This is a genomic window from Streptomyces sp. NPDC002537, assembly GCF_053594975.1.
This window is the reverse complement of the sequence record NZ_JBSFWT010000021.1, coordinates 43,803-66,203: the sequence shown is the minus strand read 5'-3', so window position 1 is coordinate 66,203 and position 22,401 is coordinate 43,803. Positions and strand designations below refer to the sequence as shown.

Annotated in this window: 32 protein-coding genes; 1 reads left to right on the top strand and 31 read right to left on the bottom strand. The window is 66.5% G+C overall.

What is annotated here, in order from left to right; all coding sequences use genetic code 11:
* Positions 1-15: 15 nt before the first annotated feature.
* The 29 genes from ACWD4A_RS12810 to rpsJ all read right to left on the bottom strand — a co-directional run bounded on the left by ACWD4A_RS12810 (position 16) and on the right by rpsJ (position 15,961).
* Entirely contained in the window at positions 16-1,038 is a 1,023-nt protein-coding gene (locus ACWD4A_RS12810) for a DNA-directed RNA polymerase subunit alpha (RefSeq protein WP_004946635.1), read from the bottom strand.
* Positions 1,039-1,265: 227 nt separating this feature from the next.
* On the bottom strand, positions 1,266-1,670 hold the full coding sequence (gene rpsK / locus ACWD4A_RS12805; protein WP_003956432.1) for a 30S ribosomal protein S11: 405 nt from the start codon (positions 1,668-1,670) through the stop codon (positions 1,266-1,268).
* A 101-nt stretch (positions 1,671-1,771) separates the two neighbouring features.
* Positions 1,772-2,152, bottom strand: coding sequence for a 30S ribosomal protein S13 (gene rpsM, locus ACWD4A_RS12800; protein WP_030368393.1), 381 nt, complete (start codon positions 2,150-2,152; stop codon positions 1,772-1,774).
* A gap of 195 nt (positions 2,153-2,347) precedes the next feature.
* Positions 2,348-2,461, bottom strand: a complete 114-nt coding sequence (rpmJ, locus tag ACWD4A_RS12795; protein WP_003956441.1) for a 50S ribosomal protein L36 — start codon at positions 2,459-2,461, stop codon at positions 2,348-2,350.
* 59 nt (positions 2,462-2,520) lie between these two features.
* Positions 2,521-2,742 carry a translation initiation factor IF-1 gene (gene infA / locus ACWD4A_RS12790; RefSeq protein WP_003956442.1) on the bottom strand — a complete coding sequence of 74 codons (222 nt, stop codon included), beginning with the start codon at positions 2,740-2,742 and terminating at the stop codon, positions 2,521-2,523.
* A gap of 323 nt (positions 2,743-3,065) precedes the next feature.
* Positions 3,066-3,902 (bottom strand): type I methionyl aminopeptidase, encoded by an 837-nt coding sequence (gene map, locus ACWD4A_RS12785; protein WP_451192937.1) that lies wholly within the window; start codon positions 3,900-3,902, stop codon positions 3,066-3,068.
* Positions 3,903-4,080: 178 nt separating this feature from the next.
* Positions 4,081-4,737, bottom strand: a complete 657-nt coding sequence (locus tag ACWD4A_RS12780; RefSeq protein WP_451192934.1) for an adenylate kinase — start codon at positions 4,735-4,737, stop codon at positions 4,081-4,083.
* Positions 4,737-6,050 carry a preprotein translocase subunit SecY gene (gene secY, locus ACWD4A_RS12775; RefSeq protein WP_451192931.1) on the bottom strand — a complete coding sequence of 438 codons (1,314 nt, stop codon included), beginning with the start codon at positions 6,048-6,050 and terminating at the stop codon, positions 4,737-4,739. Before secY ends, ACWD4A_RS12780 begins: the two co-directional genes overlap by 1 nt.
* Before the next feature lie 213 nt (positions 6,051-6,263).
* Positions 6,264-6,719, bottom strand: a complete 456-nt coding sequence (rplO, locus tag ACWD4A_RS12770) for a 50S ribosomal protein L15 (protein ID WP_451192929.1) — start codon at positions 6,717-6,719, stop codon at positions 6,264-6,266.
* A gap of 1 nt (position 6,720) precedes the next feature.
* Positions 6,721-6,903, bottom strand: a complete 183-nt coding sequence (rpmD, locus tag ACWD4A_RS12765) for a 50S ribosomal protein L30 (protein WP_087927574.1) — start codon at positions 6,901-6,903, stop codon at positions 6,721-6,723.
* Positions 6,903-7,505: a 30S ribosomal protein S5 gene (gene rpsE, locus ACWD4A_RS12760; protein ID WP_116212431.1), complete on the bottom strand. Its 603-nt coding sequence runs from the start codon at positions 7,503-7,505 to the stop codon at positions 6,903-6,905. The genes rpmD and rpsE overlap by 1 nt, the downstream gene beginning before the upstream one ends.
* Positions 7,506-7,551: 46 nt before the next feature.
* On the bottom strand, positions 7,552-7,935 hold the full coding sequence (gene rplR / locus ACWD4A_RS12755; protein WP_451192926.1) for a 50S ribosomal protein L18: 384 nt from the start codon (positions 7,933-7,935) through the stop codon (positions 7,552-7,554).
* Between the two features lie 3 nt (positions 7,936-7,938).
* Entirely contained in the window at positions 7,939-8,478 is a 540-nt protein-coding gene (gene rplF / locus ACWD4A_RS12750; protein ID WP_451192924.1) for a 50S ribosomal protein L6, read from the bottom strand.
* 22 nt (positions 8,479-8,500) lie between these two features.
* A complete protein-coding gene (gene rpsH / locus ACWD4A_RS12745; protein ID WP_451192921.1) occupies positions 8,501-8,899 on the bottom strand; it encodes a 30S ribosomal protein S8 in 399 nt (132 codons plus the stop codon).
* A 235-nt stretch (positions 8,900-9,134) separates the two neighbouring features.
* The gene (locus tag ACWD4A_RS12740; protein WP_030368403.1) at positions 9,135-9,320 is read right to left on the bottom strand and encodes a type Z 30S ribosomal protein S14; all 186 of its coding nucleotides are present in this window, start codon (positions 9,318-9,320) and stop codon (positions 9,135-9,137) included.
* A gap of 5 nt (positions 9,321-9,325) precedes the next feature.
* Entirely contained in the window at positions 9,326-9,886 is a 561-nt protein-coding gene (gene rplE / locus ACWD4A_RS12735; RefSeq protein ID WP_130878990.1) for a 50S ribosomal protein L5, read from the bottom strand.
* Positions 9,886-10,209, bottom strand: a complete 324-nt coding sequence (gene rplX / locus ACWD4A_RS12730) for a 50S ribosomal protein L24 (protein WP_116212440.1) — start codon at positions 10,207-10,209, stop codon at positions 9,886-9,888. Before rplX ends, rplE begins: the two co-directional genes overlap by 1 nt.
* Before the next feature lie 3 nt (positions 10,210-10,212).
* Entirely contained in the window at positions 10,213-10,581 is a 369-nt protein-coding gene (rplN, locus tag ACWD4A_RS12725; RefSeq protein ID WP_176163508.1) for a 50S ribosomal protein L14, read from the bottom strand.
* 103 nt (positions 10,582-10,684) lie between these two features.
* Positions 10,685-10,966 carry a 30S ribosomal protein S17 gene (gene rpsQ / locus ACWD4A_RS12720; protein ID WP_451192916.1) on the bottom strand — a complete coding sequence of 94 codons (282 nt, stop codon included), beginning with the start codon at positions 10,964-10,966 and terminating at the stop codon, positions 10,685-10,687.
* Positions 10,966-11,190: a 50S ribosomal protein L29 gene (gene rpmC, locus ACWD4A_RS12715; protein WP_030368408.1), complete on the bottom strand. Its 225-nt coding sequence runs from the start codon at positions 11,188-11,190 to the stop codon at positions 10,966-10,968. The genes rpsQ and rpmC overlap by 1 nt, the downstream gene beginning before the upstream one ends.
* Entirely contained in the window at positions 11,190-11,609 is a 420-nt protein-coding gene (gene rplP, locus ACWD4A_RS12710) for a 50S ribosomal protein L16 (RefSeq protein WP_087927565.1), read from the bottom strand. Before rplP ends, rpmC begins: the two co-directional genes overlap by 1 nt.
* A gap of 5 nt (positions 11,610-11,614) precedes the next feature.
* Positions 11,615-12,445: a 30S ribosomal protein S3 gene (rpsC, locus tag ACWD4A_RS12705; RefSeq protein ID WP_095580665.1), complete on the bottom strand. Its 831-nt coding sequence runs from the start codon at positions 12,443-12,445 to the stop codon at positions 11,615-11,617.
* On the bottom strand, positions 12,445-12,792 hold the full coding sequence (gene rplV, locus ACWD4A_RS12700; RefSeq protein ID WP_004571827.1) for a 50S ribosomal protein L22: 348 nt from the start codon (positions 12,790-12,792) through the stop codon (positions 12,445-12,447). Before rplV ends, rpsC begins: the two co-directional genes overlap by 1 nt.
* Positions 12,793-12,834: 42 nt before the next feature.
* Positions 12,835-13,116 (bottom strand): 30S ribosomal protein S19, encoded by a 282-nt coding sequence (rpsS, locus tag ACWD4A_RS12695; protein WP_004950443.1) that lies wholly within the window; start codon positions 13,114-13,116, stop codon positions 12,835-12,837.
* 12 nt (positions 13,117-13,128) lie between these two features.
* Positions 13,129-13,965, bottom strand: coding sequence for a 50S ribosomal protein L2 (gene rplB / locus ACWD4A_RS12690; protein ID WP_116212448.1), 837 nt, complete (start codon positions 13,963-13,965; stop codon positions 13,129-13,131).
* 39 nt (positions 13,966-14,004) lie between these two features.
* Entirely contained in the window at positions 14,005-14,337 is a 333-nt protein-coding gene (gene rplW, locus ACWD4A_RS12685; RefSeq protein ID WP_116212450.1) for a 50S ribosomal protein L23, read from the bottom strand.
* Positions 14,337-14,987 carry a 50S ribosomal protein L4 gene (gene rplD, locus ACWD4A_RS12680; protein ID WP_451192911.1) on the bottom strand — a complete coding sequence of 217 codons (651 nt, stop codon included), beginning with the start codon at positions 14,985-14,987 and terminating at the stop codon, positions 14,337-14,339. The genes rplW and rplD overlap by 1 nt, the downstream gene beginning before the upstream one ends.
* A 7-nt stretch (positions 14,988-14,994) precedes the next feature.
* The gene (gene rplC / locus ACWD4A_RS12675; RefSeq protein WP_086567349.1) at positions 14,995-15,639 is read right to left on the bottom strand and encodes a 50S ribosomal protein L3; all 645 of its coding nucleotides are present in this window, start codon (positions 15,637-15,639) and stop codon (positions 14,995-14,997) included.
* A gap of 13 nt (positions 15,640-15,652) precedes the next feature.
* A complete protein-coding gene (gene rpsJ, locus ACWD4A_RS12670) occupies positions 15,653-15,961 on the bottom strand; it encodes a 30S ribosomal protein S10 (RefSeq protein WP_003948644.1) in 309 nt (102 codons plus the stop codon).
* Between the two features lie 543 nt (positions 15,962-16,504).
* Here rpsJ and ACWD4A_RS12665 point away from each other — a divergent pair.
* Positions 16,505-18,622, top strand: a complete 2,118-nt coding sequence (locus ACWD4A_RS12665) for a PIG-L family deacetylase (protein ID WP_451192909.1) — start codon at positions 16,505-16,507, stop codon at positions 18,620-18,622.
* Between the two features lie 244 nt (positions 18,623-18,866).
* Here the strand turns inward: ACWD4A_RS12665 and tuf are convergent, their stop codons facing one another.
* Positions 18,867-20,060, bottom strand: a complete 1,194-nt coding sequence (gene tuf, locus ACWD4A_RS12660) for an elongation factor Tu (RefSeq protein WP_301886636.1) — start codon at positions 20,058-20,060, stop codon at positions 18,867-18,869.
* A 183-nt stretch (positions 20,061-20,243) separates the two neighbouring features.
* The gene (fusA, locus tag ACWD4A_RS12655; protein WP_451192906.1) at positions 20,244-22,367 is read right to left on the bottom strand and encodes an elongation factor G; all 2,124 of its coding nucleotides are present in this window, start codon (positions 22,365-22,367) and stop codon (positions 20,244-20,246) included.
* Positions 22,368-22,401: the final 34 nt, after the last annotated feature.

Below are 22,401 nucleotides of genomic sequence, written 5' to 3'. Positions count from 1 at the left end.
TGCAGCCAAAACCGATCAGTACTGCTCGGTCTCGACGAAACCGGCATCCGCGTCGTCGTCGGCGCCAAAGGCGTCGGCCGCGGCGGTCGGGTCGAATCCGGGCGGGCTGTCCTTGAGGGCCAGGCCCATGCCGGCCAGCTTCGCCTTGACCTCGTCGATCGACTTCGCACCGAAGTTGCGGATGTCGAGCAGGTCGGCCTCGGAGCGGGCGACGAGCTCACCCACGGAGTGGATGCCCTCGCGCTTGAGGCAGTTGTAGGACCGAACGGTGAGCTCGAGCTCCTCGATCGGCAGCGCCAGGTCGGCGGCCAGGGCGGCGTCCGTCGGGGACGGGCCCATGTCGATGCCCTCGGCGTCGATGTTGAGCTCGCGGGCCAGACCGAACAGCTCGACCAGGGTCTTACCGGCGGACGCCATGGCGTCACGCGGGCGCATGGCCTGCTTGGTCTCGACGTCGACGATCAGCTTGTCGAAGTCGGTGCGCTGCTCGACTCGGGTCGCCTCTACCTTGTAGGTGACCTTGAGAACCGGCGAGTAGATGGAGTCGACCGGAATACGGCCGATCTCCTGGCCCACCTGCTTGTTCTGGACGGCGGAGACGTAGCCGCGACCGCGCTCGACGGTCAGCTCCATCTCCAGCTTGCCCTTGGCGTTCAGCGTCGCCAGGACCAGGTCGGGGTTGTGCACCTCGACACCGGCCGGCGGGGCGATGTCGGCGGCGGTGACCAGACCCGGGCCCTGCTTGCGCAGGTACATCACGACCGGCTCGTCGTGCTCCGAGGAGACGACCAGCTGCTTGATGTTCAGGATGAGGTCGGTGACGTCCTCCTTGACGCCCGGCACGGTGGTGAACTCGTGCAGGACACCGTCGATGCGGATGGACGTGACCGCCGCACCCGGGATCGAGGAGAGGAGCGTACGACGCAGGGAGTTACCGAGGGTGTAGCCGAAGCCCGGCTCCAGCGGCTCGATCACGAACCGGGAGCGGAACTCGTCGACGACCTCTTCGGTCAGCGAGGGGCGCTGAGCGATCAGCATGCGAAGAATCCTTCAGTCATGGACACCCACTATTTGATGTCCCGAGGTACTACAAGGGTACGGGCGGTACGGCTCCGAGGAGCCGTACCGCCCAAACCCTCAAGACAACCGCGCGAGCGGCGTCGCGTCAGACGCGGCGACGCTTCGGCGGGCGGCAGCCGTACTGCGGCATGTGGGGGGTAACCCCCACGCCCCCAGCCGGACGCCGCGCCGCCGTCATGCGTGCGTCAGACGCGGCGACGCTTCGGCGGGCGGCAGCCGTTGTGCGGGGTGGGGGTGACGTCCTGGATGGAGCCAACCTCGAGGCCGGTCGCCTGCAGCGAGCGGATGGCGGTCTCACGACCGGAACCCGGACCCTTGACGAAGACGTCGACCTTGCGCATGCCGTGCTCCTGCGCGCGACGGGCAGCCGACTCGGCGGCCATCTGCGCGGCGAACGGAGTGGACTTGCGGGAGCCCTTGAAGCCGACGTGGCCGGCGGAGGCCCAGGAGATCACGTTGCCGGACGGGTCCGTGATCGAGACGATGGTGTTGTTGAACGTGCTCTTGATGTGCGCGTGGCCGTGAGCGACGTTCTTCTTTTCCTTGCGGCGCACCTTCTTGGCTGCGCCCTGACGACCCTTGGGGGGCATGTCTTACTCCTGATGGAGGGAGGTGGTCGGTCCTACAGCGAAGACCGCTGGAATGCGGCTCCGGGGGTCGCCCCCACGGAATCCGCAGCGTCCGCTGAGGACTACTTCTTGCCCGGCTTCTTCTTGCCGGCGATGGCGCGACGCGGGCCCTTGCGGGTACGGGCGTTCGTGCTGGTGCGCTGACCGTGGACGGGCAGGCCGCGGCGGTGACGCAGACCCTGGTAGCAGCCGATCTCGACCTTGCGGCGGATGTCGGCCTGGATCTCGCGACGGAGGTCACCCTCGGTCTTGAGGTTGGCGTCCACGTACTCGCGGATCTTGACCAGGTCCTCTTCGGGAAGGTCACGAACGCGGGTGTTCGGGTTCACACCGGTGGCGGCGAGAGTCGCCTGCGACTGGGTGCGGCCGATACCGAAGACGTAGGTGAGTGCGACCTCCACGCGCTTGTCGCGCGGGATGTCAACACCGGAAACGCGTGCCATTGGCTGGCTCCAGTTGATATTCGGGGGTCTTCCACAGAGCCGCTCCCGACCGCCGACCGCTCTTGATCAAGAGCAGTGGTACGTTCCGAGTCCCCGGCCCCCGCCGGAGGTGTCGCCAGCCGTGGCTGGACGGGCCCTGCGTATGTACGTATTGCTATGCGTCGCGCGAAGTAACTGCGAAGTGCAGGTTCTGCGTCAGCCCTGGCGCTGCTTGTGGCGCAGGTTGTCGCAGATGACCATGACCCGGCCGTGACGGCGGATCACCTTGCACTTGTCGCAGATCTTCTTGACGCTCGGCTTGACCTTCATGGGATGTCAGGTTCTCCGGGTCAGTGCCGCCACCCACCAGAGGGGGGTGCCGACAAGATCTACTTGTAGCGGTAGACGATCCGGCCACGCGTCAGGTCGTAGGGAGAGAGCTCCACGACGACCCGGTCATCCGGGAGGATGCGGATGTAGTGCATCCGCATCTTGCCGCTGATGTGCGCGAGGACCTTGTGACCGTTCTGGAGCTCTACCTTGAACATGGCGTTCGGCAGAGACTCGATCACGGTGCCCTCGATCTCGATGGCACCTTGCTTCTTGGCCACGCTTCGCCTTTCGAATCGGCTACCTTGATCAACTCTCGTGCTGGCACCCCGCTGGAATGCGGGCATGCGGATACACGAGAGCCGACGCGTCAGTCTACGTCAGGGCAACCCGAAAGACTAATCCAGGGTGCCTGCCCATCCGTAAAGATCCTTACTCGGGCACAGCGTCGGCGCTATGCCAGCGGGCCTGCTCCTCCCGACGCCGCTCTCGCGGGCTCGGCGCCGGAGCGCCTCACAAGCTTCGAGCGGCTGCGCCGGCCTCCGACCGGCGATCACGGCGCAGGCCGGTCAGGACGACAGGCCGACGGGGCGGAGGGCGGGCTTCACGCCAGCGGGTCCGGGGCCGCCGTGATGCCGTACTCCGCCAGCTTCGCCTTGCCGCCGTCGACCGCCGTCAGGACCAGCGGGCCCTGCTCCGTCACGGCGACCGAGTGCTCCCAGTGGGAGGACCAGCTCAGGTCGTCCGTGAGGACCGTCCAGTCGTCCTCCAGGACGTGCGTGCGCGCCGTGCCGAGGCTCACCATCGGCTCGATGGCGATGCAGAAGCCCGGGACCAGCTTGGGGCCCTTGCCACGCTTGCGGGAGACGTAGTTCAGCAGGTGCGGGTCCATGTGCATCTCGGAGCCGATGCCGTGCCCGCCGTAGTCCTCGATGATCCCGTACTTCCCGGTGGCCGGACGGGGCTGGCGGCGGATGTAGCCCTCGATGGCCTTGGAGATGTCCACCAGGCGGTTGCCGTTCTTCACCGCGGCGATACCGGCCCACATCGACTCCTCGGTCACCCGGGAGAGCTCGATCAGCTCCGGAGCGTGACCGGTGCCCACGAAGGCCGTGAAGGCCGCGTCACCGTGCCAGCCATCCACGATCGCGCCCGCGTCGACGGAGATGATGTCGCCGTCCTTCAGGACGGTCCTCGTGTCCGGGATGCCGTGGACGACGACCTCGTTGACCGAGGTGCAGATGGTCGCGGGGAAGCCGCCGTAACCGAGGAAGTTCGACTTCGCGCCGTGCTCGGCGAGCACCTTGCGGGCCACCTCGTCCAGGTCCTTGGTCGTCGCACCCGGCACGGCCGCCTCCCGGGTGGCCGCATGGATGGCGGCGACGACCAGCCCCGCCTCGCGCATCTTCGCGATCTGCTCGGGAGTCTTGATCTCCACCATTACGGCTGACGCCTTTCTCCGGAACGACTGAAACGTGCTCTCGCGGCTACCGCCGCGGATGCGGGGCCCGGCCGTCCGGCGCGGCCGTGGGCGGCCCGGACGCGGGGCGAACCCGCCACAACACCATACGGCCGCGATGCCCGGACGGGCATCGCGGCCGTAGAGGACCTGCTTGAGGTCAGGCTTTCTGGGACGCCAGAGCGCCCATGGCGCGCTCCGTGACCTCGGTGACCTTGCCGAGCGCCGGGATCGTCACCACGAGGCCCTGCGCCTTGTAGTAGTCGATGATCGGCTCGGTCTCGGTGTGGTAGACCTCGAGACGCTTGCGGACGGTGTCCTCGCGGTCGTCGTCACGCTGGTACAGCTCGCCGCCGCAGGCGTCGCAGACGCCCTCGGCCTTCGGCTGGTTGTAGACGACGTGGAAGACGTGACTGCTGTCGTTGCGGCAGATCCGCCGGCCGGCGATCCGCTTGACGACCTCGTCCTCCGGGACCTCCAGGTCCAGGACCGCGTCCAGCGCGAGGTCCTTGCCCTTGAGGTACGTGTCCAGCGCCTCCGCCTGTCCGACGTTGCGCGGGAAGCCGTCGAGCAGGAAGCCGCCCGCGGCGTCCTCCTGGTCCATCCGGTCCTCGGCCATGCTGATGGTCACCGAGTCCGGGACCAGCTGACCGGCCCGCATGTACTCCTGGGCCTTCTGGCCCAGGGGCGTGCCCTGGCTGATGTTCGCCCGGAAGAGGTCACCCGTAGAGATGTGCGGGATCGACAGATTCTTGGCGAGGTACGCGGCCTGCGTACCCTTGCCGGCGCCGGGCGGCCCGACGAGGACAATTCGCATCAGCGGAGGAACCCTTCGTAGTTGCGCTGCTGAAGCTGGCTCTCGATCTGCTTCACAGTCTCCAGACCGACACCCACGATGATCAGGATGCTGGTTCCCCCGAACGGGAAGTTCTGGTTCGCCTTGAGTGTGACCAGTGCCACGGTGGGCACCAGGGCGATCAGACCCAGGTAGAGAGAGCCGGGCCACGTGATGCGGTTCAGCACGTAGCTCAGGTACTCCGCGGTGGGACGACCGGCCCGGATGCCCGGAATGAACCCACCATACTTCTTCATGTTGTCGGCAACTTCTTCGGGGTTGAAGGAGATGGCGACGTAGAAGAAGGCGAAGAAAACGATCAGCAGGAAGTAGGTGACCATGTAGATCGGGTGGTCACCCTTGACGAGGTTGGAGTTGACCCAGGTCGCCCAGCCCGCCTTGGAGCCGGTGAACTGCACCAGCAGCGCCGGGATGTAGAGCAGCGACGAGGCGAAGATGACCGGGATCACGCCCGCCTGGTTCACCTTCAGCGGGATGTACGTGGACGTACCGCCGTAGGACCGGCGGCCGATCATGCGCTTCGCGTACTGCACCGGGATGCGCCGCTGGGCCTGCTCGACGAAGACCACCAGCGCGACCATGGCCAGGCCGCAGATGATGACCAGCGAGAACTCCAGCCAGCCGCCCATCAGCTTGCCCGCGAGCTTGATGCCCCACAGGCCGCTCGGGAAGCCCGCGGCGATGGAGGTGAACATCAGGATCGACATGCCGTTGCCGATACCGCGGTCGGTGATCAGCTCACCGAGCCACATGATCAGGCAGGTGCCCGCGGTCATGGTGATGACCATGGTGGCCGTGGCGAAGATGGACTTGTCCGGAACGATCTGGTTGCCGACCGCGCAGCCGCTGAAGAGCGCACCGTTGCTGGCGGTCGCGACGAGGCCGGTGCCCTGGAGGATGGCGAGGGCGACGGTCAGATAACGCGTGTACTGCGTGATCTTCGCCTGGCCCGACTGCCCCTCCTTCTTGAGGGCTTCCAGCCGTGGGATGACGACAGTGAGCAACTGCAGGATGATGCTCGCCGTGATGTAGGGCATGATCCCGAGCGCGAAGATCGTGATATGCAGCAGCGCGCCACCGCTGAACATGTTCACGAGGCCGAAGAGGCCCTGGCCGCTCTTGGCCTGGTCCATACACGTCTGGACGTTGGCATAACTGACGCCCGGCACCGGCACGTGCGCACCGAGCCTGAAGAGCACCATGATGCCCAGCGTGAACAGCAGCTTCTTGCGCAGGTCGGGCGTCTTGAACGCTCGGGCGAACGCGGTGAGCACGGTGCCTCCTGCGCCTCTCACGCAGCGACGTGAGAGGAGACGGTCTTGAGGATCGACGAATACATATCAGTCAAAATCCGCACGGGCCGTCATGCATGACAGTCCGCGCGGAGGTTAACAGTGCACGCCACCTTACCGGCGACCGTGCCCCCCTTGGAACGACCAACCGGGGATGCCCCTTTTGGGACATCCCCGGTTGTCAGTTCAACGAGCTCAGACGAGCTCGGTGACGCTGCCGCCGGCAGCGGCGATCTTCTCCTTGGCGGAGCCGGAGACGGCGTCGACCGTCACCTGCAGAGCCACGGAGATCTCGCCGGTGCCGAGCACCTTGACGAGCTGGTTCTTGCGAACCGCACCCTTGGCGACCAGGTCGGCCACCGTGACCTCGCCACCCTGCGGGTAGAGCGCGGCCAGCTTGTCCAGGTTCACGACCTGGTACTCGGTGCGGAAGGGGTTCTTGAAGCCCTTCAGCTTCGGGAGACGCATGTGGAGGGGCATCTGCCCACCCTCGAAGCGCTCCGGAACCTGGTAACGGGCCTTCGTACCCTTGGTACCACGACCGGCCGTCTTACCCTTCGACGCCTCACCACGACCGACACGGGTCTTGGCGGTCTTGGCGCCCGGGGCGGGACGGAGGTTGTGGACCTTCAGCGGGTTCTGCTCCGCCATGTCAGTCGACCTCCTCAACCGTCACGAGGTGGCGGACGGTCTGCACCATGCCGCGGATCTCGGGACGGTCCTCCTTGACAACCACGTCGTTCAGGCGCTTGAGCCCGAGCGAACGCAGGGTGTCGCGGTGGTTCTGCTTGCTACCGATGTAGGACTTGACCTGCGTGACCTTGAGGCGAGCCATTACGCACCCGCCCCTGCACGCGCCCGCAGCAGTGCGGCGGGGGCCACGTCCTCCAGCGGCAGGCCACGACGGGCCGCGATCTCCTCGGGGCGCTGAAGGCCCTGAAGCGCGGTCACCGTGGCGTGCACGATGTTGATCGGGTTCGACGAACCGAGCGACTTCGACAGGATGTCGTGGACGCCGGCGCACTCGAGCACCGCACGCACCGGGCCACCGGCGATAACACCGGTACCGGGGGAAGCGGGCTTGAGCAGGACGACGCCTGCCGCCTTCTCACCCTGGATCGGGTGCGGGATGGTGCCCTGGATACGGGGGACCTTGAAGAAGTTCTTCTTGGCCTCTTCCACGCCCTTGGCGATGGCAGCCGGAACTTCCTTGGCCTTGCCGTAACCGACACCTACGGTGCCGTCACCGTCGCCCACCACGACCAGCGCGGTGAAGCTGAAGCGGCGACCACCCTTGACAACCTTGGCAACGCGGTTGATCGCGACAACGCGCTCAACGTAGGCGGTCTTCTCGGCGGCAGCGCCACCGTCGCGACCCTTCCGGTCCCGCCGCTCGCCGCCACCGGCACCGCTTCCGCGGCGCTGGGGTCCAGCCATTGGATTTACCTCTCTCTGTTACGTCCGCTAGCTCCGGAACCGGGGCTTAGAACTTCAGCCCGGCTTCGCGGGCGGCGTCCGCCAGAGCGGCAATGCGCCCGGCGTACTGGTTGCCACCGCGGTCGAACACGACGGTCTCGACGCCGGCAGCCTTCGCACGCTCGGCGACAAGCGCGCCGACCTGCTTGGCCTGCGCGGACTTGTCGCCCTCGCCACCGCGGATCGAGGTGTCCAGGGTCGACGCCGACGCAAGGGTGTGACCCTTGATGTCGTCGATGACCTGAGCAACGATGTTGCGGTTCGAACGCGTCACGACGAGGCGCGGACGCTCCGCCGAACCCGACACGTTCTTACGGATGCGGATGTGGCGACGCTTCTTGGCGGCGCGCTTGTACGCGTCACCCTTGGCGATCTTTACACCGTATGCCATGGCTTACTTACCCGCCTTTCCGACCTTGCGGCGGATGACCTCACCCGCATACTTCACGCCCTTGGCCTTGTAAGGGTCAGGCTTGCGAAGCTTGCGGATGTTGGCGGCGACCTCGCCGACCTTCTGCTTGTCGATGCCCTCGACGCTGAGCTTGGTCGGGGACTCCACCTTGAAGGTGATGCCCTCGGGGGCCTCGATCAGGATCGGGTGGCTGTAGCCCAGGGCGAACTCCAGGTTGGAGCCCTTCGCCTGGACGCGGTAACCGACACCGCTGATCTCAAGAGCCTTGCTGTAGCCCGCGGTCACGCCGGTGATCATGTTCGCCACCAGCGTGCGGGACAGGCCGTGCAGGGCCTTGTTCTGACGCTCGTCGTTCGGGCGGGTGACGACAAGAGTGCCGTCCTCGCCCTTAGCGATCTCGATGGGCGCGGCAACGGCGTGCGTGAGGGAGCCCTTGGGACCCTTCACGTGCACCGTGCGGCCATCGATGGTGACGTCCACACCAGCGGGAACCTGGATGGGCAGCCGTCCAATACGCGACATTGGCTATTCCTCCGTTCCCTGGTTACCAGACGTAGGCGAGGACTTCCCCACCCACGCCCTTCTTGCTGGCCTGCTGGCCGGTCAGGAGACCGTGGGACGTGGAGATGATCGCCACGCCCAGGCCGCCGAGGACCTTCGGCAGGTTGGTGGACTTTGCGTAGACACGCAGACCCGGCTTCGAAATCCGCTTGATGCCGGCGATCGAGCGCTCGCGGTTCGGGCCGAACTTCAGCTCGAGGACGAGGGACTTGCCGACCTCGGCGTCCTCGACCTTCCAGCCGGTGATGTAGCCCTCCTGCTGGAGGATCTCCGCGATGTGCGACTTGATCTTGCTGTGCGGCATCGCCACGGTGTCGTGGTATGCCGAGTTAGCGTTTCGCAGACGCGTCAGCATGTCTGCGATCGGATCGGTCATGGTCATGTTTGGCCTTCGGCCTCTCTCGCCGTGGTTTCCTATCTGCGCCATCCCTCTCCCCGATCAGAGTCGGGACGGGTGCGGCGCGGGGACCTACGGCGTAGTAAGCGACTTTAAGCGGGCTACGCCCGCGGGCGGTCATGGGCGGCGGGCGCCCAACCCTTCCACTCTACGGGAGGGAAAGGCGGGGCCCCCGCCATCCTTGATGCTTACCGAGAGTCCTGGATTCCCAAGTAGGGAATTACCAGGAGCTCTTGGTCACGCCCGGCAGCTCGCCACGGTGAGCCATCTCACGAAGGCACACGCGGCACAGGCCGAACTTGCGGTAAACGGAGTGCGGGCGGCCGCAGCGCTGGCAGCGGGTGTACGCGCGCACACCGAACTTCGGCTTGCGGGCAGCCTTGGCAATAAGAGACTTCTTCGCCATCTCGCTTACGCCTCCTTGAAGGGGAAGCCGAGGTGACGAAGGAGGGCGCGACCCTCGTCGTCGTTGGTCGCCGTGGTGACCACGGTGATGTCCATACCCCGGACGCGGTCGATCTTGTCCTGGTCGATCTCGTGGAACATGACCTGCTCCGTGAGACCGAAGGTGTAGTTGCCCCGACCGTCGAACTGCTTCGGGGACAGACCACGGAAGTCGCGGATGCGCGGCAGCGCGAGCGACAGCGTACGGTCCAGGAACTCCCACATGCGGTCACCGCGGAGGGTGACGTGGCAGCCGATCGGCTGCCCCTCGCGCAGCTTGAACTGCGCGATCGACTTGCGGGCCTTGGTCACGGCCGGCTTCTGGCCCGTGATCGTGGTGAGGTCGCGGATGGCGCCATCGATCAGCTTGGAGTCGCGGGCGGCGTCGCCCACACCCATGTTGACCACGATCTTGGTCAGGCCGGGGACCTGCATGACGTTCTCGTACGAGAACTCCTCACGGAGCTTCGCGGAGATCTCGTCGCGGTAACGCTGCTTGAGACGCGGTGCGTTGGTGGTGGCAGTCATCAGATGTCCTCACCGGTGCGCTTGGCAACGCGGATCTTGTTGCCCTCGTCGTCGAAGCGGTAACCGACACGAGTGACGACCTTCTTGCCGTCCTTCTCCACGATGAGCTGAACGTTGCTCACGTGGATCGGGGCCTCGGTCGTCACGATGCCGCCGGTCTTGGAACCGCGAGCGGTCTGGCCGGCCTTGGTGTGCTTCTTGACCCGGTTGACACCCTCGACCAGGACGCGGTTCTCGCTGGGCATGGCCACGATGACCTTGCCCTGCTTGCCCTTGTCCTTACCGGTGATGACCTGAACCAGGTCGCCCTTCTTGATCTTCATCGGTTACAGCACCTCCGGCGCGAGCGAGACGATCTTCATGAACTTCTTCTCGCGCAGCTCTCGGCCCACGGGGCCGAAGATACGGGTGCCGCGGGGGTCACCGTCGTTCTTGAGGATGACGGCCGCGTTCTCGTCGAAGCGGATGTACGAGCCGTCGGGACGGCGGCGCTCCTTGACGGTGCGAACGATGACGGCCTTGATGACGTCACCCTTCTTCACGTTGCCACCGGGGATCGCATCCTTGACGGTGGCGACGATGACGTCACCGATGCCCGCGTAGCGGCGACCCGAGCCACCGAGAACACGGATGCAAAGGATCTCCTTGGCACCAGTGTTGTCGGCGACGCGAAGTCGCGACTCCTGCTGGATCACGTCTATCTCCTGATCGTCTGCCGGTTCCCGGCGGGGGCCTCACCGAGGTGAGGACCCCACACCGAGCCTGGCGGAACTTATCTAAGGGAAAACCCCTCAGAAATTACTTGGCCTTCTCGAGGATCTCGACGATGCGCCAGCGCTTCGTCGACGACAGCGGACGCGTCTCCATGATGAGGACGCGGTCGCCGACGCCGGCAGCGTTCTGCTCGTCGTGCGCCTTGAGCTTGTTCGTACGGCGGATGACCTTGCCGTACAGCGCGTGCTTGACGCGGTCCTCGACGGCGACGACGACGGTCTTGTCCATCTTGTCGCTGACGACGAGACCCTCACGGGTCTTGCGGAAGCCGCGCTCGTTCGTCTCAGTCACATTCTTCTCGCTCATCAGGCGCTCTCCACCGTCTCGATGCCCAGCTCGCGCTCGCGCATCAGGGTGTAGATCCGGGCGATGTCCTTACGGACGGACTTGAGCCGACCGTGGTTCTCGAGCTGCCCGGTCGCCGCCTGGAAGCGGAGGTTGAACAGCTCTTCCTTGGCCTCACGGAGCTTCGCGACGAGGTCCTCGTCGTTCAGCTCACGCAGCTCGGTCGCCTTGATACCAGCGGCCATCACGACTCACCTGCCTCGCGCCGAACAATGCGGCACTTCATCGGAAGCTTGTGGGCGGCGCGGGTCAGCGCCTCACGAGCAACCTTTTCGTTCGGGAAGGACAGCTCGAACATCACCCGACCGGGCTTGACGTTCGCGATCCACCACTCGGGGGAACCCTTACCGGAACCCATGCGGGTCTCGGCCGGCTTCTTCGTGAGCGGACGGTCCGGGTAGATGTTGATCCAGACCTTGCCGCCACGCTTGATGTGACGGGTCATGGCGATACGAGCGGACTCGATCTGCCGGTTCGTCACGTAAGCCGGGGTGAGGGCCTGGATGCCGTACTCACCGAAAGCGAGCTCGGTGCCACCCTTGGCCATGCCAGAGCGCTTGGGGTGGTGCTGCTTGCGGTGCTTGACCCTGCGAGGGATCAGCATGTCGGTCAGGCCTCCGTTCCGGTGGACTCAGCCGGAGCAGCGGCAGCGGCCTCGGCCTTGGGGGCCTCGGCAGCGGCGTTCTGCTGCGGCTTGCGGCCGCGGCCGCCACGCTCGCCGCCACGGCCACCACGGGCCGGGCGGTCCTGAGCGCCACCGCGGGACGGGCGGTTGCCCGCACGCGCAGCGGCGTTCTCGGCGCGGACCTCGGCGATGTTCTTGACGTCGCCCTTGTAGATCCAGACCTTCACGCCGATGCGGCCGAAGGTGGTCTTGGCCTCGAAGAAGCCGTAGTCGACGTTCGCGCGGAGCGTGTGCAGGGGCACACGGCCCTCGCGGTAGAACTCCGAGCGGGACATCTCGGCGCCGCCGAGACGGCCACCGCACTGGATCTTGATGCCCTTGGCGCCGGCCTTCATCGTCGACTGCATGCTCTTGCGCATGGCGCGACGGAAGGAGACGCGGGAGGACAGCTGCTCGGCGACGGCCTGGGCCACCAGCTGAGCGTCCACCTCGGGGTTCTTGACCTCGAGGATGTTCAGCTGGACCTGCTTGCCGGTCAGCTTCTCCAGCTCGCCGCGGATGCGGTCGGCCTCGGCGCCGCGGCGGCCGATGACGATGCCCGGACGAGCGGTGTGGATGTCAACGCGGACGCGGTCGCGGGTGCGCTCGATCTCAACCTTCGAGATACCGGCGCGCTCCATGCCCTTCGTCATCATGCGACGAATGGCAACGTCTTCCTTGACGTAGTCCTTGTACAGCTTGTCGGCGTACCAACGCGACTTGAAGTCGGTGGTGATGCCGAGCCGGAACCCGTGCGGGTTAACCTTCTGGCCCATTACCGGGTTCCTTCCTTGCTGCTGACGACCACGGTGATGTGGCTGGTCCGCTTGCGGATCCGGTAGGCACGGCCCTGGGCGCGCGGACGGAACCGCTTCAGGGTCGGGCCCTCGTCGACGTACGCCTCGCTGATGACCAGCGAAGAGGCGTCGGTGTGGTCGTAGTTGTGTGCAGCGTTGGCGATGGCGCTGTCCAGCACCTTGCCAACCGGCACGCTCGCGGCCTGCGGGGCGAAACGCAGGACCGCCTGAGCCTCCGTGGCATCCATGCCACGGATGAGGTCCACCACGCGGCGGGCCTTCATGGGCGTGACGCGGATGTACCGCGCCTGGGCCCTGGCTTCCATGGTTGTCCCTTCGGTGTCAGTCATAGTCGTTCACACCCCGCCTTAGCGGCGCTTCGACTTGCGGTCGTCCTTGACGTGGCCGCGGAAGGTGCGGGTCGGCGAGAACTCGCCGAGCTTGTGGCCGACCATCGACTCGGTGACGAACACCGGGACGTGCGTCTTGCCGTTGTGCACCGCGAGCGTGTGGCCGAGCATGGCCGGCACGATCATGGAGCGACGGGACCAGGTCTTGATGACGTTCTTGGTACCAGCTTCGTTCTGGGCGTCCACCTTCTTGATGAGGTGGCCGTCGACGAAGGGTCCCTTCTTGAGACTACGCGGCATCTAAACCCGCTCCTAGCGCTTCTTGTTCGTCTTGCGGCGGCGGACGATGTACTTGTTGCTCGCCTTCTTGGGAGAACGAGTACGACCCTCCTTCTGACCCCACGGGGAGACCGGGTGGCGACCACCGGAGGTCTTACCCTCACCACCACCGTGCGGGTGGTCGACCGGGTTCATCGCCACACCACGCACGGTCGGGCGAACGCCCTTCCAGCGCATACGGCCGGCCTTGCCCCAGTTGATGTTCGACTGCTCGGCGTTGCCGACCTCGCCGACGGTGGCGCGGCAGCGGACGTCGACCAGGCGGACCTCGCCGGACGGCATGCGCAGGTGGGCGTACTGGCCCTCCTTCGCCAGCAGCTGCACGGAAGAACCGGCAGAGCGGGCGAACTTGGCGCCGCCACCGGGACGGAGCTCGATCGCGTGGATCGTCGTACCGACCGGGATGTTGCGCAGCGGCAGGTTGTTGCCCGGCTTGATGTCGGCCGTGGGGCCGTTCTCGATCCGGTCACCCTGCTGCAGCTTCGCGGGGGCGATGATGTAGCGCTTCTCGCCGTCTGCGTAGTGCAGCAGCGCGATGCGCGCGGTGCGGTTCGGGTCGTACTCGATGTGAGCGACCTTGGCCGGCACGCCGTCCTTGTCGTGACGACGGAAGTCGATCACGCGGTAGGCGCGCTTGTGGCCACCACCCTGGTGGCGAACGGTCACACGACCGGCGTTGTTACGGCCGCCCTTGCTGTGCAGCGGGCGGACCAGCGACTTCTCCGGCGTGGACCGCGTGATCTCGACAAAGTCGGCGACGCTGGAGCCACGACGGCCCGGGGTCGTCGGCTTGTACTTGCGGATACCCATTTCTCAGTCCTCGTCCGATTCCGGACGACTCGGACTCCGTTAGGAGACCGGGCCGCCGAAGATGTCGATTCGGTCGCCCTCGGCGAGGGTCACGATGGCGCGCTTGGTGTTGGCGCGCTTGCCGAAACCGGTCTTGGTGCGCTTGCGCTTACCCTGACGGTTGATCGTGTTGACCCCGGTGACCTTGACCGAGAAGACCGCCTCGACGGCCTGCTTGATCTGGGTCTTGTTGGCGCGCGGGTCGACGATGAACGTGTACTTGTTCTCGTCGAGAAGCGCGTAGCTCTTCTCCGAGACCACCGGCTTGACCAGGATGTCACGGGGGTCCGTGTAGGTCTTGCTGGTGACCACGGCGACAGTCGCCTCGCTCATCAGGCGTCGCTCCCTTCGAGCTCGCCGGCCGTCTTCGCGGCCACGAAGGACTCGAAAGCAGCCTTGGTGAAGACCACGTCGTCCGAGACGAGCACGTCGTACGTGTTCAGCTGGCCCGGCTCCAGGATGTGGACCTGGGGCAGGTTGCGGGCGGACAGCCACGCGGCCTCGTCGGCACGCTCGACGACCAGGAGCAGGTTCTTGCGCTCCGAGATCTTGCCGAACAGCGTCTTGGCGGCCTTCGTGGACACCGCACCGTCGACCACGCCGGAGACGACGTGGATACGGCTGTGGCGGGCCCGGTCGGAGAGGGCACCGCGGAGGGCGGCGGCCTTCATCTTCTTCGGGGTCCGCTGCGAGTAGTCACGCGGCACGGGACCGTGCACGACGCCACCACCGGCGAACTGCGGCGCGCGGGTCGAACCCTGACGGGCGCGACCGGTGCCCTTCTGGCGGTACGGCTTCTTGCCACCGCCGCGGACCTCGCCGCGAGTCTTCGTCTTGTGCGTGCCCTGACGGGCAGCGGCCAGCTGTGCGACGACGACCTGGTGGATCAGCGGAATGCTGACCTTCGCGTCGAAGATCTCCGTGGGGAGCTCGACGGTCCCGGCCTTGTCGCCTGCCGGCGAAAGGATGTCAATGGTGCTCATCGTTACCTCAGGCCCCCTTGGCCGCGGTACGGACCAGGACGAGGCCGCCGTTCGGACCAGGAACCGCGCCCTTGATCAGGAGCAGGCCCTTCTCCGCGTCAACGGCGTGGACGGTCAGGTTCTGGGTGGTGACCCGCTCGTTGCCCATGCGGCCCGCCATGCGGAGGCCCTTGAACACGCGGCCCGGGGTGGCGCAGCCACCGATGGAACCGGGGGAGCGGTGCTTGCGCTGGGTGCCGTGACCGGCGCCGAGGCCCTTGAAGTTGTGACGCTTCATGACACCGGCGAAGCCCTTGCCCTTGCTCTTGCCGGTGACGTCGACCTTGACGCCCGACTCGAACACGGCAGCGGTGATCTCCTGGCCGAGCGTGTACTCGCTGGCGTCAGCGGTACGCAGCTCCACCAGGTGGCGGCGCGGGGTGACGTCGGCCTTGGCGAAGTGACCCTTGAGGGGCTTGTTCACCTTGCGCGGGTCGATCTCGCCGAAGGCGATCTGGACCGACTCGTAGCCGTCGCTGTCGTTGGTGCGGACCTGGGTGACGACGCAGGGCCCGGCCTTGACGACGGTCACCGGGACAACCCGGTTGTTCTCGTCCCAGACCTGGGTCATGCCGAGCTTCTCGCCCAGGACGCCCTTAATGTTCTTAGCCATCTCGCGCGTCACCTCAGAGCTTGATCTCGATGTCGACGCCCGCCGGCAGGTCGAGGCGCATGAGCGAGTCAACCGTCTTCGGCGTGGGGTCGAGGATGTCGATGAGGCGCTTGTGCGTGCGCATCTCGAAGTGCTCGCGCGAGTCCTTGTACTTGTGCGGCGACTTGATGACGCAGTACACGTTCTTCTCAGTGGGCAGCGGCACCGGGCCTGCGACCGACGCACCAGTGCGGGTCACCGTCTCGACGATCTTCTTCGCCGAGGAGTCGATGACCTCGTGGTCGTAGGCCTTGAGCCGGATGCGGATCTTCTGTCCCGCCATGGCTACTTCGTAGTCCTGTCTCTCGTAACGCTCTGGGACCCGGTGTGCTGCGGACCTTGCGGAACGCCGCCCTTCTCCGACCCACGCGGTCGGGCGTGTCGCGCCCCCTCCTGAAAATTTCCCAGAGGAAATTCCCGGTGAAGGGGTTTGTGGGGGAAGGGCACCCACCGAGCGCCTGGCCGGGGCCGCGCTGGCGCTTCCCGGAAGATTCCCGTACTTCCACCCCTCAAAAGGGGTGACGAGTACTGCGGGACTCGCTTCCAGTCCTCCCGGCGGGAGGCGCGCAAGCATCAGCTCACAACCGAGCAACCTGAACAGTGTGCCATACGGGCCCGAAGGGGCGCCAATCGAAGCAGAAGAAGGTACCCCGAGCGGCTCAGTTGTCAAACCACCCCGCCGACATACAGGACACTATGACCTTTGCCGGGGTTTGCCGTGGCCATGGGCAACCCGTGCGGTCCGCCTGCCGTCCTTCTGCACGCCGGGGCAGCCGGTGACGCACGATGCCACCGGGACTGCTGCACAACGGACGGAGTCGGTCAGTTGGACATCTCACAGCGGATGGTGATATCTCGCCGGACCGCACTCGCCGGGCTGGCCGCCACCACGGTGGCCGTGGCGGCGGGCTGCAGCAGCGGCGACGGGGGCGGCCACAAGGCCACGGCCTCCCCGAGCCCGGTCAGGGCGGTGGACCCGCACTCCACGCAGTCCTTCAACGGCGTGAAGCAACCGCTGCTGCTCCAGATCATGGCCCACCCGGACGACGACCTGTTCTTCATGAACCCGGACGCCTCGCACATCGTGCAGTCCGGGGTGCCGGTCGTCTCGGTCTACGTCACGGCGGGCGAGGCCGTCGGCCAGAACTGGATCGAGGGCATGCCCAAGGGCAAGCCCGACAAGGCCGCCTACTCCTCGGCGCGCCACCAGGGCCTCCGCCAGGCGTACGCGGAGATGCTCGGCCTGGACAGGTTCACGGGCTGGAAGAAGTCCGTGCTGGACCTCGGCGGGGGCGTACAGGCGGAGACGAACGAGCTGGCCAACGGCGACCGCCGGGCCCGGCTGGTCTTCCTCAACATCGCCATGCTCTCCGCGCACCAGATGCGCCTCCCGCTGCTCTGGGAGCGCCCCGACGCCGAGATGCAGAGCCTGGTCGCCACGGGCTCGCCGTGCACCACCGTGAGCAAGTACACCCACGGCACCCTGGTGGACACGCTGGCCACGATCATGGACCGGTTCAAGCCGACCGTGATCCACACCATGGACCCCGACCCGGACTACCAGGTCCACGACGCCACGCACCCCAAGGACAACGACTACGGCGCGTGCTCCGACCACCGCGACCACACGCCGACCGCGCTCTTCACCTGGAAGGCGATGTCGCAGTGGGTGGCCGACGCCACCAAGCGGGACGGGCACCCGCCGCGCTTCTCGACCACCGCCTTCCGCGGCTACTACAACCAGCGCTGGCCGCACAACCTGCCGCCGGAGGTCGTGGAGCAGAAGCACCGCCTGGTCGAGGCATACGGCGGCGACCCCAAGTGGGAGTGCGGCAACCCCGCGGGCTGCGGTGACTACGGCCAGGGCGGCGACCGCCCGATGAAGAACCGCAAGGGCTGGATCCGCTCCACCCACTACCGCTACGAGGGCGCCACGACGGCCCCCGACACCGACAAGGCGGGCCGCCTGGAGGCGTACGGCGTGCTCGGCCTGCAGGCGGTGCGCTGGCAGGAGACCTCCGCCGGCAGCGGCCGCTGGGGCGACCCGCAGAACCTCGGCGGCGGCCCGCTCGCCCCCGCCCTGGCCTCGGTGAAGGACGCCGCCGGGCGCAGGCTGCTGTTCGGCCTGCGGTTCTCCGCGCTCGCGGGCCAGGGGAAGCCGGACACCCGCGAGATCGTGGTCCTGGAGCAGGGCTCGCCGGACGGCGCGTTCAAGGAGTGGCAGCCGCTCGGCAACCCCGAGCACAAGCCGGACCGCGGCCGCCGGGTGGGCATGCCCGCGGCGATCGCCACCCCCGACGGACGGGTCCACCTCTTCGTCCGCAACGCGGGCAAGGGCGTCTCCAGCCGGGTCCGCGAGGCCGACGGCAAGTGGGGGAAGTGGCAGAGCCTGCACGGCCAGGAGATCCAGGACGGCCTGACCGTGGTCCTGGACCAGGACAAGCGGGTGCACGTCTTCGGCACGGGCCGGGACACCGTGCACCACTGGAGCCAGGACGAACCGGGCAAGCCGGTCCGCAGCATCCCGCTCAAGGACCTGCCGCAGCCCGGCGGGCTGCCGGGTGCCGCCCTCGACCCGGACGGCCGCCTCGCGGTCGTCTACCGCACCCCGGAGGCCGTCCAGCCCTCCGTGTACCGGTTCAAGCCGGGCTCCGACGGCGTCGACACCACCGAGCTCAAGAACTTCGCGGGCTACGGGCCGCTCGACGCCCACACCCTGGCCGTGCGCGGCGGCAACGACACCGTGATGGTGCTCGGCAGGGCCGTCGACGGCAAGGTGCAGCTGGTGGACGCCGGGTCCGGGGACGCCTCCCCCACCGTCTCCCCCGGCTCGTACCTCGCCGTGGGCACCCCCGCGGTGCTCACGGACGCGGGCCACCAGCTGTGCGTGGTGGGCCTGGGCCCGGACGCGGGCCCCTGGGTCTGGCGCCCCGAGAACAGCTGACGGACCGCGGACCCGTCCCCCCGGATTCACCCTCCGGGGGGACGGCCTTTCCCCGGTACGGGCGGTTCCACGCCATGACGTCGATCGCTCATCGTCGCCGGTGACGTCGCCGAGCACGTCGAGGACCGCTCCGGCAGATCCTGCCGTACGAGGGACAGGGCCGAGGGCAAGCGAAAGGGCCCGCACATCCGAAGATGTGCGGGCCCTTTCAGACCGTTCCGGTCAGACCGTCAAGCAAGCGAGCTTACTTGTTGATCTTGGTGACCTGGCCGGCGCCGACGGTGCGGCCGCCCTCACGGATGGTGAAGCGCAGGCCCTCCTCCATGGCGACGGGCTGGATCAGGGAAACGGTCATCTCGGCGTTGTCGCCGGGCATGACCATCTCCGTGCCCTCCTTGAGGGTCACAACACCGGTCACGTCAGTCGTACGGAAGTAGAACTGCGGACGGTAGTTGTTGAAGAACGGGGTGTGACGGCCACCCTCGTCCTTCGACAGGATGTACGCCGTGGCCTCGAACTCGGTGTGCGGCGTGACCGAACCCGGCTTGATGATGCACTGGCCGCGCTCGACGTCCTCGCGCTTGATGCCACGGAGGAGCAGACCGACGTTCTCACCGGCCTGGCCCTCGTCGAGCAGCTTGCGGAACATCTCGATGCCGGTGACCGTGGTGGTGGTCTTCTCGGTCTTGATGCCGATGATGTCGACGGTCTCGTTGACCTTCAGGACACCACGCTCGATACGACCGGTGACGACGGTGCCACGACCGGTGATCGTGAAGACGTCCTCGATCGGCATCAGGAACGGCTTGTCGACGTCACGCTCGGGCTGCGGGATGTTCTCGTCCACGGCCTTCATGAGGCCGAGGAGCTTCTCGCCCCACTCCTTGTCGCCCTCGAGCGCCTTGAGCGCCGAGACCTGCACGACCGGAGCGTCGTCGCCGTTGAACTCGTACTCGTTGAGGAGCTCACGGACCTCGAGCTCGACGAGCTCCAGGATCTCCTCGTCGTCCACCATGTCGGCCTTGTTCAGGGCGACGACGATGTACGGAACGCCGGACTGGCGGGCCAGGAGCACGTGCTCCTTGGTCTGCGGCATCGGACCGTCGGTCGCGGCGACCACGAGGATCGCGCCGTCCATCTGGGCGGCACCGGTGATCATGTTCTTGATGTAGTCCGCGTGACCCGGGCAGTCGACGTGGGCGTAGTGACGCGACTCGGTCTGGTACTCAACGTGAGCGATCGAGATCGTGATACCGCGCTGACGCTCTTCGGGCGCCTTGTCGATCTCGTCGAACGGCGTGAAGGGGTTCAGGTCCGGGTACGCGTCGTGCAGCACCTTGGTGATCGCCGCGGTAAGAGTGGTCTTACCGTGGTCGACGTGACCGATGGTGCCGATGTTGACGTGCGGCTTAGTCCGCTCGAACTTCGCCTTCGCCACTGGGTCCTCCTACGGAGTGGTTCTGTACGCCTTACTCATCGGCGCCAGGTGATCTTTGCTGGGGTGCCGTCCGCCGGGGCAACCACCACGCATCGAAAGGAACGGTGTCCTCACGGTACGCAATGGAATGCCCCGACAGTCGGTGTAAAGCCTAAAGCGTGAAATTCACGTACGGAGACGCGGTTACTCGCCCTTGGCCTTCGCGATGATCTCCTCGGCGACGTTCCGCGGAACCTCGGCGTAGGAGTCGAACTGCATCGAGTAGCTTGCGCGACCCGAGGTCTTGCTGCGGAGGTCTCCGACGTAGCCGAACATCTCCGACAGCGGAACCAGGCCCTTGACGAGCTTGGCGCCGTGACGGTCCTCCATGGCCTGGATCTGGCCACGGCGGGAGTTGATGTCACCGATCACATCGCCCATGTAGTCCTCGGGGGTGGTGACCTCGACGGACATCATCGGCTCGAGCAGAGCCGGGGACGCCTTGCGAGCACCCTCCTTGAACGCCATGGAACCGGCGATCTTGAAGGCGAGTTCGGACGAGTCGACGTCGTGGTAGGCACCGTCGAGCAGCGTCACCTTGACGCCGGTCAGCGGGTAGCCGGCCAGCACGCCGAACTCCATGGCCTCCTGGCAACCCGCGTCCACGGACGGGATGTACTCCCGCGGGATACGGCCACCGGTGACCTTGTTCTCGAACTCGTAGCCATCGCCCTCGAGGGGCTCGATGGCCATCTGCACCTTGGCGAACTGGCCGGAACCACCAGTCTGCTTCTTGTGCGTGTAGTCGATGCGCTCGACGGCCTTGCGGATCGTCTCGCGGTACGCGACCTGCGGCTTGCCGACGTTGGCCTCGACCTTGAACTCACGGCGCATACGGTCGACCAGCACATCGAGGTGCAGCTCGCCCATACCCGCGATGATGGTCTGGCCCGTCTCCTCGTCCGTGTGGACCTGGAAGGACGGGTCCTCCTCGGCGAGACGCTGGATGGCGACACCCAGCTTCTCCTGGTCGCCCTTGGACTTCGGCTCGATGGCGACCTGGATCACCGGGGCCGGGAAGTCCATGGACTCCAGGATCACCGGGTCCGACGCGGAGCAGAGGGTCTCACCGGTGGTGGTCTGCTTCAGACCCATGACGGCGACGATGTCACCGGCACCCACCGACTCGATCTCCTCACGCTTGTTCGCGTGCATCCGGTAGATCTTGCCGATGCGCTCCTTCTTGCCCTTCACGGAGTTCTGCACCTGGGTGCCGGCCTCCATGCGGCCCGAGTAAACCCGGACGAAGGTGAGCTTGCCAAGGTGCGGGTCGCTCATGATCTTGAAGGCAAGGCCGGCGAACGGCTCGTCGTCGGACGGCTTGCGCTTCACGATCTCGTCGGCGTTGTTCACCGCGTGGCCCTCGACGGCCTCGATGTCCAGCGGCGACGGCAGGTAGCGGACCACGGCGTCGAGCAGGGGCTGGACGCCCTTGTTCTTGAACGCGGTACCACAGAACACCGGGGTGACGGTGACGGAGTCGGCGCCGCCCTTGGAGGCCAGCGTGATGCGGCGGATGGCCGCCATCAGCTGCTCCTCGGTGGGCTCCTGGCCCTCCAGGAAGAGCTCCATCATGGCGTCGTCGTGCTCGGCGACACCCTCGAGGAGCTTGCCGCGCCACTCGTCGGCGGCCTCGACATGCGTGGCCGGGATGTCGACGACGTCGTACATCTCGCCCTTGGCGGCCTCGGCGGACCAGACCAGCGCCTTCATCTGGACGAGGTCGACCACGCCCTTGAAGTCGGCCTCGGCACCGATCGGCAGCTGCATGACCAGCGGAACCGCACCGAGGCGGTCGACGATCATGTCGACGCAGCGGTGGAACTCGGCACCGGTGCGGTCGAGCTTGTTGACGAAGCAGATGCGCGGCACGCCGTAGCGGTCCGCCTGGCGCCACACGGTCTCGGACTGCGGCTCAACACCGGCAACGCCGTCGAACACCGTCACGGCACCGTCGAGGACGCGCAGCGAACGCTCCACCTCGACGGTGAAGTCGACGTGGCCCGGGGTGTCGATGATGTTGATGGTGTGGTCGACGTCGTTCAGCGGCCAGTGGCAGGTCGTCGCGGCAGACGTGATCGTGATGCCGCGCTCCTGCTCCTGCTCCATCCAGTCCATGGTGGCAGCGCCATCGTGGACCTCACCGATCTTGTACGAAACACCGGTGTAGAACAGGATCCGCTCGGTGGTGGTCGTCTTGCCCGCGTCGATGTGGGCCATGATCCCGATGTTGCGGACCTTGGCCAGGTCAAGCGAAGTGGTGGCCATATGGCTCAGTCTTCTCTCGGTTCTCGATGGGGGT